Annotated in this window: 11 protein-coding genes and 1 pseudogene; 5 read left to right on the top strand and 7 right to left on the bottom strand. The window is 61.6% G+C overall.

What is annotated here, in order from left to right; translation table 11 throughout:
• Positions 1-185: 185 nt before the first annotated feature.
• The 5 genes from AB4Z38_RS18225 to AB4Z38_RS18205 all read right to left on the bottom strand — a co-directional run bounded on the left by AB4Z38_RS18225 (position 186) and on the right by AB4Z38_RS18205 (position 7,172).
• The gene (locus tag AB4Z38_RS18225) at positions 186-1,139 is read right to left on the bottom strand and encodes an alpha/beta hydrolase (RefSeq protein ID WP_441431005.1); all 954 of its coding nucleotides are present in this window, start codon (positions 1,137-1,139) and stop codon (positions 186-188) included.
• Complete coding sequence (locus AB4Z38_RS18220) at positions 1,136-2,623, bottom strand: flavin-containing monooxygenase (RefSeq protein WP_441431004.1); 1,488 nt, start codon at positions 2,621-2,623, stop codon at positions 1,136-1,138. Before AB4Z38_RS18220 ends, AB4Z38_RS18225 begins: the two co-directional genes overlap by 4 nt.
• Before the next feature lie 33 nt (positions 2,624-2,656).
• Positions 2,657-3,796, bottom strand: a complete 1,140-nt coding sequence (locus AB4Z38_RS18215) for an alcohol dehydrogenase catalytic domain-containing protein (RefSeq protein WP_441431053.1) — start codon at positions 3,794-3,796, stop codon at positions 2,657-2,659.
• 564 nt (positions 3,797-4,360) lie between these two features.
• The gene (locus tag AB4Z38_RS18210; protein WP_441431003.1) at positions 4,361-5,437 is read right to left on the bottom strand and encodes an NADH:flavin oxidoreductase/NADH oxidase; all 1,077 of its coding nucleotides are present in this window, start codon (positions 5,435-5,437) and stop codon (positions 4,361-4,363) included.
• A gap of 295 nt (positions 5,438-5,732) precedes the next feature.
• Positions 5,733-7,172: a PucR family transcriptional regulator gene (locus AB4Z38_RS18205; protein ID WP_441431002.1), complete on the bottom strand. Its 1,440-nt coding sequence runs from the start codon at positions 7,170-7,172 to the stop codon at positions 5,733-5,735.
• Between the two features lie 124 nt (positions 7,173-7,296).
• On the opposite strand from AB4Z38_RS18205, the gene AB4Z38_RS18200 reads away from it, so the two are divergent.
• The 5 genes from AB4Z38_RS18200 (at position 7,297) to AB4Z38_RS18180 (ending at position 13,223) form a co-directional block, all read left to right on the top strand.
• A complete protein-coding gene (locus AB4Z38_RS18200) occupies positions 7,297-8,655 on the top strand; it encodes an aminotransferase class III-fold pyridoxal phosphate-dependent enzyme (RefSeq protein ID WP_441431001.1) in 1,359 nt (452 codons plus the stop codon).
• Between the two features lie 34 nt (positions 8,656-8,689).
• Positions 8,690-9,934, top strand: a complete 1,245-nt coding sequence (locus AB4Z38_RS18195) for a CaiB/BaiF CoA transferase family protein (protein WP_441431000.1) — start codon at positions 8,690-8,692, stop codon at positions 9,932-9,934.
• The gene (locus AB4Z38_RS18190) at positions 9,931-11,133 is read left to right on the top strand and encodes an acyl-CoA dehydrogenase family protein (RefSeq protein ID WP_441430999.1); all 1,203 of its coding nucleotides are present in this window, start codon (positions 9,931-9,933) and stop codon (positions 11,131-11,133) included. The genes AB4Z38_RS18195 and AB4Z38_RS18190 overlap by 4 nt, the downstream gene beginning before the upstream one ends.
• Before the next feature lie 85 nt (positions 11,134-11,218).
• Complete coding sequence (locus AB4Z38_RS18185; protein WP_441431052.1) at positions 11,219-11,554, top strand: aldehyde dehydrogenase family protein; 336 nt, start codon at positions 11,219-11,221, stop codon at positions 11,552-11,554.
• A gap of 1,150 nt (positions 11,555-12,704) precedes the next feature.
• A complete protein-coding gene (locus AB4Z38_RS18180; RefSeq protein WP_441430998.1) occupies positions 12,705-13,223 on the top strand; it encodes a nuclear transport factor 2 family protein in 519 nt (172 codons plus the stop codon).
• Positions 13,224-13,226: 3 nt separating this feature from the next.
• Here AB4Z38_RS18180 and AB4Z38_RS18175 read toward each other — a convergent pair whose 3' ends face one another.
• Together AB4Z38_RS18175 and AB4Z38_RS18170 are read right to left on the bottom strand one after the other, a co-directional pair.
• Complete coding sequence (locus AB4Z38_RS18175; protein ID WP_441431056.1) at positions 13,227-13,418, bottom strand: hypothetical protein; 192 nt, start codon at positions 13,416-13,418, stop codon at positions 13,227-13,229.
• Positions 13,419-14,338: 920 nt separating this feature from the next.
• Positions 14,339-14,487, bottom strand: a pseudogene (locus AB4Z38_RS18170) (IS5/IS1182 family transposase); the annotation flags it as partial.

The raw sequence follows: 14,487 nt of genomic DNA, 5'->3' as shown, positions 1-14,487 counted from the left end.
AGCCGCCCGAAGTCCTCGGCCCGCTCGGTCACATGCTCAAAGGCACGGGCGCAGGATCTCCTCGACGATGGGAGTAGCCATGAGATTCCTATAGCACGTGAGTGACGGCGATAGCCCTCGCCCTTTGGGTGGCGGGCTATCGCCGTCCTTTGATTGATCGGATGAAGGGACGTGCTCCGTCTCAGTCAGATTGTGCGGTTCCTGATGAACGCTGCCACCTGGTCCACTGTTTTTTCTCCGCGGGGAATGCGTCCCGCTGAGGTGAACAGCCCGTGGGCGTATCCGGGAAGGTGCTGGTACAGGACCTCCGTGCCTGCCCGGGCTAGTGCGGCGGCGTAGTTTGCGCCTTCATCAACCAGAGGGTCGTTGTCCACAGTGATCACGTATGTTGGCGGCAGTCCTGCAGGGACCTTGGCCATGGCGGGGCTGATATACGGTGCCGAGCGGTCTGCACCGTCAGGCAGATAGTGGTCCGCGAACCAGGCGATGGTGTCGGCAACCAGGGGGAACCCGCCGGTGACGCGGTTGTAGGACGGCGAGGACATGGTTAGGTCCACCATGGGGTACATGAGGACCTGGCCCACGATGGGTAGAGGATTCGCAGTGGTGGCGTTCTCGTTGGCCAGGACTGCGACCAATTGCCCTCCCGCGCTGTCACCGACGAGCACAACCTGGGTTACGTCCAGGCCGTGCTCGTTGCCGGCATCAAACAGCCAACGCATCGCGCTGCGGCTGTCGTCAATCGCAGCCGGGTACGGGTGCTCCGGGGCAAGCCGGTAGTCCACCGCAATGACGGGCAGGTTGGTCAGGGAGGCCAATCGACGGCACAACCCATCATGAGTTGAGAGGCTCCCCATGACCCATCCTCCGCCGTGGAAAAACAGGACGGCGGGGCTGGGTCCCCCAGTGTGGCGGGGGTCATAGACCCGAACCCGGAATTCCTCCACGTTGAAATCCGTGACCGACGACAGTGGGTCACCGCTTAGTCCGTTGGCAGCGCAGCCGCTCTCGTAGAGTTCGCGCACCTGCTTCACAGGGTAGGAGTGAAACGGGCGCCCTCCGCCAGCCCGGAATTGCTGCAGAACCTCTGCAGCGTCCGGTGCTACAGGCCTGTCGCTGAACCGGTCGATGCTTGTCACTTTCCCGGCCCGGATTCGGCCAGCTGCAGGTAGTCGTCGAGCCGGAGGTCCTGGGTGTGGGCCCGGTATTCTTCGACGGTTCCGGACCAGTTGTTGATGACCCGGCCGTCCTCGTTTTTGTACCAGGAGGAGCATTCGGAGGAGAAAGCAGACGTTTGGAGTTCTTCCTGAACGTATGCGTTGAACTTCTCCACTACCGCCCGGTCTACTTCCAGGAAGCGTGATTCATCGGCCGCGATGTACTGGACAGCCTGGGCGATGTAACGGTGCTGGGCCTCCAGCATTGAAACGACCGAGTTGTGGTTGAGATTGGTGTTGGGGCCGTAGACCAGGAAGAGGTTGGGGAAGTTGTCCACTGTGATGCCAAGGTAGGCTTCCGGGGCGTTACCCCACCGCTCGTCGAGGCCGATTCCGTCCCGCCCTGAGACGCGCATGGATCCCATGAACGCGTGGCTCTTGAACCCGGTGGCGTAGATAATGACATCAAATTCGTGCTCGACGCCGTCAGCGGTGCGCAGGCCACGGGGAGTGAATTCCGTGATTGCCTCTGTCACGAGTTCTACGTTCTCGCGGGTCAGTGCGGGGTAGAAATCGTCGCTCCGCAGGATGCGCTTGCAACCGAAGTCATAGTCGGGCGTGAGTTTGGCCCGCAGTTCCGGGTCGGAGACCTGGGTCTCGAGGTGCTGGCGGGCCAGTCCGACACCTTCCTCGGAAGCTGCGGTGTGGCGGCGGGTACGTTCGAATCCGGCTTCGCGGAATTCGTGGATTTCCTGACGCAACTGGCGGAAAGTGTCCGGGTTTTCCTGGAAGCGGGCGCTCTCTTCCTCGGTGAAGATGTACTGGTCGCGGGGGAGGATGTAGTTTGCGGAGCGCTGGAAGACGGTCAGGTTCGATGCGATCTTGGCAACCTCGGGCACGTACTGAACAGCAGTTGCAGCAGAGCCGATGGAAGCGACGCGTTTGCCGGTCAGGTCAAGGTCGTGCCGCCACTTGGATGAGTGGAAGGCCACGCCTTCAAAGGTTTCGGTGCCGGGGAAGTTGGGGATGTTCGGTTCGTTCAGCTGGCCCCAGGCAGCCACCACCGAACGGGTCAGGAACTCCGAGCCATCAGCAGTGTGTACCGTCCAAAGGCGGCGGTCCTGGTCCCATTGAGTCGCGGTGATGTTCTGGCCGAAGTGGATGTGCTTGCCGAGCCCGAATTCCTCAACCATGGAACGCAGGTAGCCCTGGAGTTCCTCCTGGCCCGCAAACATCCGGGTTACCTTGAGGTTCAGGAAGTAGCTGTAGCAGTAAACCAGGGCTTGCGTGTCGCATGCGGCACCGGGATAGGTGTTTTCGCGCCATACGCCTCCCACATCGTTGCCGCGCTCGAGGATCAGGAAGTCCTCGATGCCTTCCTGGGCGAACTGGGCTCCCTGGCCCAGGCCGCCGAATCCGGCACCGATGATGATTGCGCTGTAGATGTCGTCATTTGTGGAGGTCATGGTGTTCTCTCTTCAGAACTGGAATGTGGTTGGTCAGGAAAAGGTGATGATCTGGCGCAGTGCGTGGCCGCCGTCGAGCGTGTCCATGGCACGGTTGATTTCTTCGAGCGGGATAGTGTCTGAGACAAGTCCTTCAACGGCCAATTGGCCGGATCGCCACAGCTGTTCGTAGATCGGGATGTCATGTTCCGGGACTGCCGAGCCGAGGTAGCTGCCCACGATCGACCGGGCCTCTGCTGTAAGGGTCAGGGGGTCGATGGAGACCGATTGGCCCGGCGCCGGCAGTCCCACGGTGACAGTGATGCCGCCGGGCTTAGTCAGTGCGATAGCAGCTTCCAGAGCGCGCGGGTGTCCGGCGGCTTCGATGACGGCGTCAAACTTTTCGCCGCGTTCCAGGGCATCAGCAGAGGTCATGGCGTCCGCGGCACCAAGGTTCCGTGCGGCTTCCAGTTTGGCCGGCAAGGTATCGACGCCGACGACGTGTTCAACTCCGGTGGCGATGGCCGTAATGAGTGCCGCCATGCCTACCCCGCCGAGACCGACAATGGCTACCCGGGAGGAAGGCGTCGGCTTGGCGACGTTGAGGATCGCTCCTCCGCCGGTGAGAAGGGCACATCCGAGCAAAGCGGCGATGTGCGCCGGGACGTCGGACCCGACCGGCACAACGGAACGGCGGGAGACCACTGCATAGGTGGCGAAGGCAGAGACTCCGAGGTGGTGTTGGACAGGCTGACCCGCGCGGGAGAGTCTGCGGTTTCCGCCCAGCAGCGTTCCCTCAGTATTGGAAGCGCTGCCCTGCTCGCACGGCGTTTTGCCGTTTGAGTTGCATCCGGAGCATTCACCGCACCGAGGGAGGAAGGTCATAACGACGCGCTGACCCAGGGAGAGGTCATTGACGTCCTCGCCTAGTTCTTCAATGATGCCGGCTGCCTCGTGGCCGAGCAGCATTGGTACTGGTCGTGGCCGGTTTCCGTTGACGACGGAAAGGTCGGAGTGGCATACGCCGGCCGCCTCGATGCGGACCAGAATTTCGCCCTTGCCAGGGCCTTCGAGTTCAAGGTTCTCCACATGAATGGGACGGGTGTCTGCGTAGGGCCGCTCTTCCCCGATGGCCTCAAGTACAGCCCCGCGTATGGTCCTGGTGCCGGTGGCCGGCGTCGCGGTTGACTTCATATTTTCGATCGTCACGATTGTCCTCTCAGTAGTGCAGTGAAGCTGGGCGGGGGACGGGTTTGGGGAGGGACCGTGTTGCGCTGCGGCGCCTTGGTGGTTTGCCGTGCTGCTTTCATCGTCCCTCCCGTCCCGAGTGGGGAGTTCCTCCAACAGCGGGCTGTCCCTCGAGAGTAGACAGACAAAGAGTCCCCGTCATGATGCGGAAAGTAGATTCGTGAGCTTCTCTTTGTACAATCCGTCAAATAGTGCTCGCCTCGAGTGTGCAACCAGAAGTAACCGTATGATTGGACGGAGCGCCGAGCATCAATGCGGACTCAGCGAAGCAGGCGCACCGCGCCGCTTGGCCACTTCCTTTGGAGGTGAGGTATCCAGCGGCAGGGCAAGGGGAGACGATCGAGCCGGTCTCTAGAAGTGCTGGATCCGCGGGTAGGGCGAGTTCAGTCGATCGCGTAGCAGCGAGGTCCGGGCGCTCGGGTCCGGTAACCCCTTTCATGACCTCTGTCGGTCAACCCTAGATACAAGGTTAATCCTCCAAATACCCCGTCGTTCCTTCCGGGAAAAAATTTAGTGGTACGCCCGGAGGTAGGGGCGTGGACGGTAGGGAAGGTCGACGCGGAGAGCGTCTGCTGCGTGGAGGGCGAAGTTCGCATTGCGGAGGAACTCTCGGCCGACCATTACCACGTCCGCCAGTCCGGTAGCGATGATCTGCTCGGCTTGCCGAGGATCATCGATCATTCCAACGGCGGCGGTGGGCAGCCCTGTGGTGTTCTTGACCGCGGTGGCGAAGGGGACCTGGTAGCCGGGACCGACCGGGATGCCGGCCGGGATGTTCGCACCCGTGGAGATGTCCGCCAAGTCGACGCCATGCTCGGCTAGCCACTCGACGACCCGGCAGGTCTCCTCAATAGTTACGCCACCGTTTGTCCAGTCGGTCGCCGACAGCCGGACCAGCACGGGAACGTCGTTGCTGATGGCGGCACGGATGCCGTCAACGGTTTCTAGGAGCAGCCGGGCGCGGTTCTCAAGCGATCCTCCGTATTGGTCATCACGCTGATTGCTCAGGGGCGAGAGGAATTCGTGGAGGAGGTAGCCGTGTGCAGCGTGTATCTCGATCATGTCAAAACCGGCATCGACAGCCCGGCGAGCCGCTCCGGCGAACGCGTCGACGATCCCGCGGATGCCTTCGTGGTCAAGGGCGACCGGTTCGTCCAGGCCCGGGTAGGCGATTGCGGAGGGCGCGACGGTCTGCCAGCCTCCCTCGTTGAGCGGAATGGACCCATCCCGGGTAGTGCCCCACAGGGGATGAGTTGATGCCTTGCGGCCAGCGTGAGCGAGCTGGATGCCGATCTTCGCACCGAGCGAGTGCACGAGCGTGGTGATGGGTCCGAACGCGTCACGCTGCCGGTCATTCCAGAGTCCCAGATCGTGGGGGCTGATACGTCCTTCCGGGACGACACCGGTTGCTTCGACAATGATCGCTCCGGCTCCGCCGCGCGCAAACGATCCCAGGTGCAGCAAGTGCCAATCCGTGGGTACACCGTCGCGCTTGTCAACGACGTACTGGCACATGGGGGGCACCCAGATGCGGTTGCGAACTTCCACGCCGCGCAACGTTATCGGCTCGAACAGGGCTTGACTCATGGGATCAACATCTCTCTCGGTGGGGCTCTACGGGCGGTCCCCCGAGACTAGGCAACTGAACAACGCCAGTCGAGGTGCTGAACCTCCATAAATTGCTCACTCTTTGTACAATCAGTCAAACTCCCGCCAGCAGGGGCCGCGTGTCCCCGGCTTGACCGGAGCGATAATCGGCCCTCGAGCTTCTGCTGTTATCCGGGAGGGCAGCAGGAGCTGTGCAAACTTTTGGGAGCTTCGGACCGGCCCTCAGCAGAGTCTGGTCAGCTAGGGCTAGGCCGGGCGACAAGGTCCTGGCCCCCTATTCTTTACGCGATTCTTGCGGCCGTCCTCTGAGGGCGAGCCAGAGTTGGGCGGCTACATCGGGGTCATCCAGGTTAACCCCCAGCAGTTCCTTTGCTTGGGCAATTCGATAGCGGACCGAGTTCCGGTGCACTCCCAGTTCGCGGCCGGCAGCCTCAAATTGTCCACGGTGGGCCAGGTAGGAGCGGACCGTTTCAAGTAGCTGCCCCGTGTGGGAGGCCAGTTCATCCACCCATTCATCTGCCGGCAGGTCGAGGCCATGGCCAACGCGTATCAGCTGACCGGCGGGCGCCAAGGCGGCGACATCGGCCACCTGCGATCCGATTTCGTGAAGGCGCCGTAGAGGCATCGGACCACCCCATGCACCCCGAACACCCTTGGGCAGCGCAGGATAGGGACGCGATGCTGCCTGAAGCACAAATACACCACCGGAACGTTCGAGTACCAGCCCGGACAGAGCGGGCTGCGCCACCAGCTGTTCGCTGTCGGGCAGGACGGCGACGAAGGCTGTTTCCGGTAGCGGGTCCGAGCCCATCTGCTTTGCAAGGAACCGGGCTGCATCGTCATGTCCTTCCAGAACCAGCGCTGCGAGCATACCCTCAGCGCGTCTACGCTCAGCCGCGGCGCTGCGCTGTCCGGCTGCTCTGGCCGCCAGGAGCGTGGATGCGGTGAGGAACAAGTGCCGCTCGGCAGCAGCCAGTTGCCCGCTTCTGCCTAACGCCAGGTAGCCAGAGGCTGTTGGGCCGTCAGATACCGGGTAGAGGGAGGCAACACCGGACGCCAGTTGGATATTGCCGGTGGCACCCCGGCGCGCGTTCCGCAGCATGGTAGATTCCCGCATGAGTTCGGTCAGCAGTCCCGGCGGGAGTTCAGCACCGTTGGCGGCCGAGGATGGCGCCCGGTCGTCTTCAGGGAGGTATGCAACCCATGTCCCCAGAGCGCGGGAGAGTTCCCGGACGATCTCCGGTTCAGCGTCATCCTGCGCGGCGGCGCGCGTCAGTTCCACCTGAAGCCCTAGCAGAGCGGTGAGTTCGGCTTCCCCGCCCTGCCTGACCAGCTCCCAGTATGCGCGCGACACGGCCAGGAACGGGGACTCGCGGGGAATAGTCAGAAGAGGAAGGCCGGCCTCCACACAGGCCGCCCGCAGCTCGTCCGGGACCATGGCATGTCCTGAGCCCAAGCCGAGACCCAGAGCGGCCACGCCGCCTTCCACCAGACGTTGCACATAGTTTTTGGCCGCCTCTTGGCGCGCGTCTCCATCCAAGCCGGTGAGCTGCAGTCCGACAGTGAGAAGAAGCTCGCCGCCGTAGAGGAACATCGTAGGGTCCTCCAGCTCGGATACGTGCACGCCCGTCAGTTCGACGCGGGGGAGCGGAATGGGCCAGTAGGGCGCCAAGTCGCGCTTTGCAGCCTCAACAAGCCTTGCGAGGGTGATCATGGGTAAATCATAGGCGACCGCCCTTTGTACGTTGGGACTGATCCTTGAATATTTTTGGATATATCGTCCAACGACACGTCGCCGGACCGTCCCTATCGTGGATTTCACCACACGAGGAGGACCTATGACTGTCACATCAGAACTCGCCGCAAACCAGGCAAAAGATCCCGCCGCCGTTAAGGCCACAGCACGCCGCCTGCTCACCGAGCTTCCGGGCCCACGTTCCCGCGAACTGGAGGCCGAACGCCGCCAGCACGTCACCGACGCTTTTGGTATCACCCTGCCCGTGTTCATTGACCACGCGCAGGACGCGCTGCTCGTAGACGTTGACGGCAACCATCTTATTGATTTCGCCTCAGGCATTGCCGTCACCAGCGTTGGCGCTGCAAACCCGAAGGTGGCCAAGCGCGCCGCCGCCCAGCTTGAGCGCTTCACCCACACCTGCTTCATGGTGACCGAATACGCGTCCTTCGTTGAAGTCTGCCGGTGGCTCAACGAGCACACCCCCGGCGACTTCGAGAAGCGGACCGCGCTGTTCACCACCGGCGCGGAGGCGGTGGAAAACGCCATTAAAGTCGCCCGGGCCGCCACGCGCCGGCCCAATGTTCTCGTGTTCGACGAGGCATACCACGGCCGTACCCAGCTCACGATGGCGATGACCGCCAAGGAGAACCCGTACCGGCTCAACTTCGGACCGCTGCCGGGCTCTGTCTTCCGCGGACCGACGGCGCCCGCCCACACCTCTCCTGACGGACCGGGGAAGGCACTGGAACAAATCGAGGCGCTTCTGGCAGAACACGGCGCGGAAACCTTCGCCGCTATGGTTATCGAACCGATTCAGGGCGAGGGCGGCTTTATTGTCCAGGCCCCCGGGTTCCTGGAAGGTATTCGTGAAATCGCGACCCGCCACGGCATCGTACTGGTGATCGATGAGATCCAGGCCGGAATGGGCCGCACCGGCACGCTGTTCGCTTCCGAGCACGAAGGTATTGCCGGCGACATCACACTGTCCGCGAAAGCTCTTGGCGGCGGATTGCCGCTTTCGGCTGCTACCGGCCGCGCCGAACTGATGAACGCTGTCCATACCGGCGGCCTCGGCGGGACCTACGCCGGCAACCCCGTAGCGTGCGAGGCGGCTCTGGCTGTCTTCGAACTCCTCGAAGACGGCAAGCTTCTGAAGAACGCGGCTGCCATCGAAACCGCAGTCAGGCGCCGCCTGGAGCCACTTGTAGAACTTGACGGCGTCGCAGACGTTCGCGGTAGGGGTGCAATGATGGCGATCGAGTTCCGCGATGACTCAGGGCCCCGTGGAGACCTTGCTGTCGCGGCCGCGAAGGCAGCCAACGCTCATGGTGTCCTGACTCTTACGTGCGGGACCAACGGAAACATCATCCGGCTGCTGCCTCCGTTAGGGATCGAAACGGACGTCCTTGACGAGGGCCTTGCGGTGCTGGAGGCATCCATTCGGTCGGTATTGTCATGATTTTCCGGGGAAGGTGGACGCGGCGGAGTCAGCCATGAGGTCGGGAGCGGGCTCCGGCGCACCACTGGAGGGGATCGTCGTCGCCGATTTCTCCCGCGTGCTCGCCGGTCCGCTCGCGACCATGACCCTGGCCGATCTCGGTGCCCGGGTCATCAAGGTTGAGCGCCCCGGAACCGGGGATGACACCCGGCAGTGGGCGCCACCTTCCTCAGAGACAGGTGCGACGTACTTCGAAAGCGTCAACCGGAATAAGGAATCCGTCACCCTCGACCTAACCAACCCCGGGGACCTGGAGCTTGCCCGGGAACTGGCACGCCGCGCCGACGTCCTGGTGGAGAACTTCAAGCCAGGAGGGCTCGCCAAGCTGGGCCTCGGATATGAGTCACTGGCTGAGGAGAACCCAGGCCTGGTGTATGCATCAATTTCGGGTTTCGGCTCGGAAGGCGGCCTTGATCTGCCCGGATACGACTTCATCGTCCAGGCAGTCGGCGGACTGATGAGTATTACCGGTGACCCCCAGGGCGGCTCCTATAAAGTAGGCGTCGCCCTGGTTGATGTACTGACAGCCAAAGATGCCACGATCGGCATCCTCGCGGCTCTTTCCGAGCGTAGTTCCACAGGCCGGGGTAGGCGGATCGAGGTCAATCTGCTATCGAGCCTCCAGGGCGCCCTTGCCAACCAGGGTCAGGCGTACCTCGGCGCCGGTGTTACTCCTTCGCGGCTGGGCAATGACCACCCTTCCATCGTCCCTTATCAACTTCTTGCCACAGGGGATGACCCACTGGCCGTTGCCGTGGGAAACGACTCACAATTCGCCAAGCTCTGCCGCGCTATCGGCTATCCGGAGCTTGCCGCTGATCCCCGGTTTGTCACCAACGCTGTGCGCGTCGAACATCGGCGGGAACTTGTCAAACTGCTGGAAGCCGGGCTCGCAGGTGCTGGAGCGAAGGAATGGCAGGACCGGCTGGTTTCTGTGGGAGTACCAGCCGGCCGGGTGGCCGGCATAGATGAAGGCATCGCATACGCTGAATCCTTGGGCCTGGAGCCAACCATTCACGTCCATGACGCCCGCGGGAACGTTACCGGCCGTCAGATCCGCCATCCGATCACCTGGACGCCGGCACTGCCGCCCCGAACACAGGCCCCACCAGCGCTCGGTGAGCACACCGCAGACGTGCTGGACTGGCTGCGGCAGCCCGAGACTAAGACGTTCATCTCTTCACCCCAAAGTGCCGCCCATTCAGAAGTCGTTTTATGCCCAGGAGGGACCACATCATGACTCTCGCCCCTAGCTCCGCCGACGTCGAGGCCACTACCGCACTCGAGCCCTCGGACCTGATTTCCTTCGATACCCTGCTCACGGCCGAGGAAATCGCCTTGCGCGACCGGGTCCGGAATTATGTTCGGGAGGAAATCAAACCGAACATCGCCGCTTGGTATGAAGAGGCCCGATTCCCGCTGGAAATCGTGCCTGATCTCGCCAAACTCGGCCTACTCGGAATGCACTTGAAAGGCTACGGCTGCGCCGGGGGAAGCGCAGTGGACTACGGGTTGGCCGCAGCCGAACTCGAAGCCGGAGATTCAGGCATCCGCACGTTCGTTTCCGTCCAGGGTTCTCTGGCCATGTCAGCAATCTCGAAGCACGGTTCTGAAGAACAGAAAGAGGAATGGCTTCCCCAAATGGCTGCCGGCACCGCCATCGGATGCTTTGGCCTTACGGAACCCACTGCCGGTTCAGACCCCTCTGCCATGGCCACTTTTGCCCGCCGCGACGGTGAGGACTGGATGTTGACCGGCGCCAAGCGGTGGATCGGACTCGCCAACATAGCCCAAGTGGCAGTTATATGGGCCCAGACAGAGACTGGCGTACGCGGATTCGTCGTACCAACCCAGACTCCTGGCTTTACTGCCACCCCAATTCAGCCAAAGCTGTCAATGCGCGCTTCCGTCCAATGTGAAATCACCCTGGATGACGTACGCCTGCCTGCCGACGCAGTCCTGCCCAATGTCATTGGCCTCCGCGGCCCATTTACCTGCCTCAATGAAGCACGTTACGGCATTGCCTGGGGCGCCATGGGTGCCGCCCGCGACGCGTTCGAAGATGCCTTGGACTACTCCAAGAATCGGCTCCAGTTCGAACGGCCCTTGGCCGGTTACCAGTTAACCCAGCAGAAACTCGTGAACATGGCGCTGGAGATCAACAAGGGCTTCCTTCTCGCTCTGCACCTGGGACGGCTAAAAGACGCCGGCAAACTGCAGAACCATCAGATCAGCGTGGGCAAGCTCAACAACTGCCGGGAAGCTATCGAAATCTGTCGTGAAGCACGCACGATCCTGGGTGGAAACGGAATAACCCTCGAACACTCGCCACTTCGCCACGCCAACAACCTTGAATCCGTACGTACGTACGAAGGCACTGACGAGGTCCACACCCTCATCCTTGGCCAGAAGCTGACAGGTATCGGAGCCTTTCGGTGAGTGCCGCCGTTGATGCACCCGACACGTCAGGCACCGCACCCGTTCGGCCGGGGACGGTGCAGCTCAGGCTCCTCATCGACGGAAACTGGGTACAGGCAACGGCGGACACCTTACCTCTGCCAATCCCAGCCGCCCCGAGGAGATAGTTGCCGAAGGCGGCGTTGCCGTCCTTGAGGATCTGGACACAGCCGTCCTGGCGGCGCGCGCCTCACAGCGGGCCTGGGCCTGGAACCGCACCCCGATCCACGAACGCGGCGCGGTGCTGTCTCGAGCGGCCGCGACCTTGGAGTCGCAAGCCCATCGCCATCCCGGCATGGAAGATCGCTCCCGCACTGGTGTACGGAAACGCGGTGGAATGATTCCTTCGAGTTATCATTGCCGCGGTCCTTCTGCCGCCATACTTTGGCAGCGGGGCGTATGAGGAGACGCCTTCCGCGGTGGTGATGATCACTATCGTCTCCTCGCGTTCAGCACCGACCAGTGTGCCAATATGGCGTTCCCATGGGGTCACGCGCACCGGTAATACATCTGGTGCCCAGCTCGCCCACCGTGACCCCTATGTCCTCATCGTCGAGACGCTGGTCGGTGCAATTCTAGAAATATGTCCTCATCCTCCAGACACGACGGACATGAAGGGCTGCCCTGCAGGCAGGCCACATGATGGCCCCCCAGCAGCGGTCGCCTAGCTTAGGTCCAGCAGTCGTCGTACCTAACTAAGCCCAGACCCGATGATGGGACTCGCCAGGGAACCCATGTCCTGTGGGGACCGCACGAGCGCCGCACCATCACAGTCAGCGCTGTAGATGACGACGGCGACAGAGCAGAGTTGGCGGGCCCCAAGGTTCTTTTGCCAGAGGCGGGAGCACCGGCACAAAGTGAGGCTTCGGAAGAACCGAGGAGGCTCTGCTAGCGGCACTGGCTGCTCTGTGCGGCAGCGCGGTGTGACGTTTCACTCCGCCGATCGGAGTGCTCTTGCTTCCCGGGGGAGCTTGCACGCCCGGACTGCTGCGCACCGCCAACCAAAGAGGAAGTACCGAGGGCTTCTTCGGTTGATCCGCGGCGCCGGGAGGTCTTCTTGCTCTGTACAAGAGCCCTGCTTTTCATGATCTTTTCTTATCTCAAATCGGGTAGTCCAAAGAGGGAAGTGCGTTATCGCGCTAGGAGTATGTGTTCCGGGAGGCATCTTTTAGGAATGGGGCCAACTCCCGAAGGAGCGTCCATACCGTCTTGAGCCCCGGAGCGCCGGCATGATTTCTCCCTGCTGCAGGTAACGGATTGGCAAGGGGTCGTTCTCAGGCCGCCACCAACCGCTGGAAGGGGCGTGATGCCCGGTATTTGCAATGATGGTCAAGCGGTTTGAACGGTTTATCTGGAGCTGCATAATTGCCCCTTCTTTTAGCGTGGCCCAGACTGTGACTGCCTGAACGTTGAATGCTGCTTGGGAGAATCAGGCTGTCCCATGATCGTAAGGAGGTCATAAACGCGAGACACCGTACAGTTCGTCCACACATCCGATTTTGTCTGTACAGATCGCCGAAACAGATGGTCTTCGCTCTCGATAGAGTCGTTTCATGGCAGCGACGCGATGGACCACCATTTCTTCTGACGACTATGAAGAAGTACGCCGACTAAAGGCTCGCTATTTTCGCTATATAGACCTCAAGCGTTGGCCGGACCTAAGGACGCTTTTCTCCTCGGACGCCAGGATTTTGGGTTTCAGCTTCTCGCCAGCTGACCCGGACACGTTCGTTGAGGCCGTGTCGTCCTACATGTCGGGTGTGGTATCCATTCACCAAGGATTCATGCCTCAACTTGAGCCCAGATCCGATAACTCGATTCGCGGCATTTGGAGCATGTTTGACCAGCTGACGTGGGAGCCCGACTCGCGCGAAGAGCAGGGCTTTCACGTACCAGGTATGTGGGGGATCAGGGGATACGGACACTATGAAGAAGAGTACGTCCGGACGGCCGAAGGATGGCGAATATCATTCCTGAGACTCTCTCGGCTCCGCATCGAGCCTCTCGTTGGTATAGGTCACCACATACCCCCCTTTGCACTTACCCCCGCAAGGGAGGGATGGCTGGACTAGCTGTCAGGACTTTCGCACCACGTTGGACAGATCTTTCGAGGCGGTAGGCATTGAACCCGTCGGTCTGGGCGTCGATGAAGGAAGGTTGACGACAGAACCCGGGTTCCGTTCCTCCTCAGCCAGGAGCAGGTGGCCAAGGGCCTGGAACAGGGCCAGGTCCCCGCCCACCTTGATCTGCAGGTATTCATCGGCCACATGTTCGAGCAGTCAGGCAGGTTGTTGGTACCCAGGGCCCGGGCGAACAGCTGGTACATAAGGCCGCCTCGGTCTTGGGCTAAGGTCGTCACTGAGGCGATCCGCCGGTACCGTCTATCCAAAGGAGCATGCCGCGTTTACTGTCCTGTGTCCCGCTGGGCATCCGTTGCTCCTGATGGGGAAAAGTTCTAGTGACAAGATACTGATACGTCGAGTGCCTTTGGCGAAGGGGCACATCAGGCTCTCCCACGTGTCCGCAATTGAAGTCTTTTGCATCTGTTAGACCGTCTGGATGGCAGCTGAACGTCGTGCTGTCAGTCCGGGGACAAGTACCAAGGCCGGCGACAGCGACCGTACCGGAAGGAGACCCATGGCAGGCACTCAGCGGTGGCGATGTCCACGAGTTGCTCAGCGTGTGGGACGACTTCAACCGTGGCGAAACGTGGCGCGAACTCTCCCAACCGCGGCAACGAGGCCGAGCTAGCGGAACAGTCCCAATAAGCACCGGAGGCGGATTACGAGTTCCACTGAATCTTGCGACTTAGAATTGCCCAATACCCGGAGGAAAGGATCCTCCTGCCCTGGAGCCTTCATGGTCAGCGGAAATCCGAATTCGAGCCTGACTGTGTCCCTCCCTGTGAGGTCTGTCCGTGAACACTCGATCCAAAACCTGGCATTCGAGCTAGCGTATTTCGTACTGGAGTTCGCTCTCGCGCACGTACCTAATCCGTTGTCCCGGCAACCGGTGTCTTCACCCCTCGACCAGTCAATCGGAGTTTTAGGCTCTTATCGGACAAGAGTCAACACGCCATGATTCTTCTGGGCGTGCGTACCGGAGACGGCACTCTCAGGAATGGGCCAGAGTGGTACGCGTCCTTCGTCAAGCATGTACGTTCCTGAAGCGGACCGGCGCCCTGGACCTAGAGCGTGTCTCCTAAAGCGGCGAGCCAGATGGTGACCGCCCGGAGGACGGCTCCGCCGCGGTAGGTGAGTGCGAGTTTGTCGTATCGGGTGGCCAGGCCGCGCCATTGCTTGAAGGTGTTGAAGTTCCGCTCGACTACGTTGCGGC

It is taken from the genome of Arthrobacter sp. 2RAF6 (assembly GCF_052115205.1).
Taxonomy (GTDB): Bacteria; Actinomycetota; Actinomycetes; order Actinomycetales; family Micrococcaceae; genus Arthrobacter.
The sequence above is the reverse complement of the archived record's forward strand: the minus strand, read 5'-3'. Positions and strand labels throughout refer to the sequence as shown.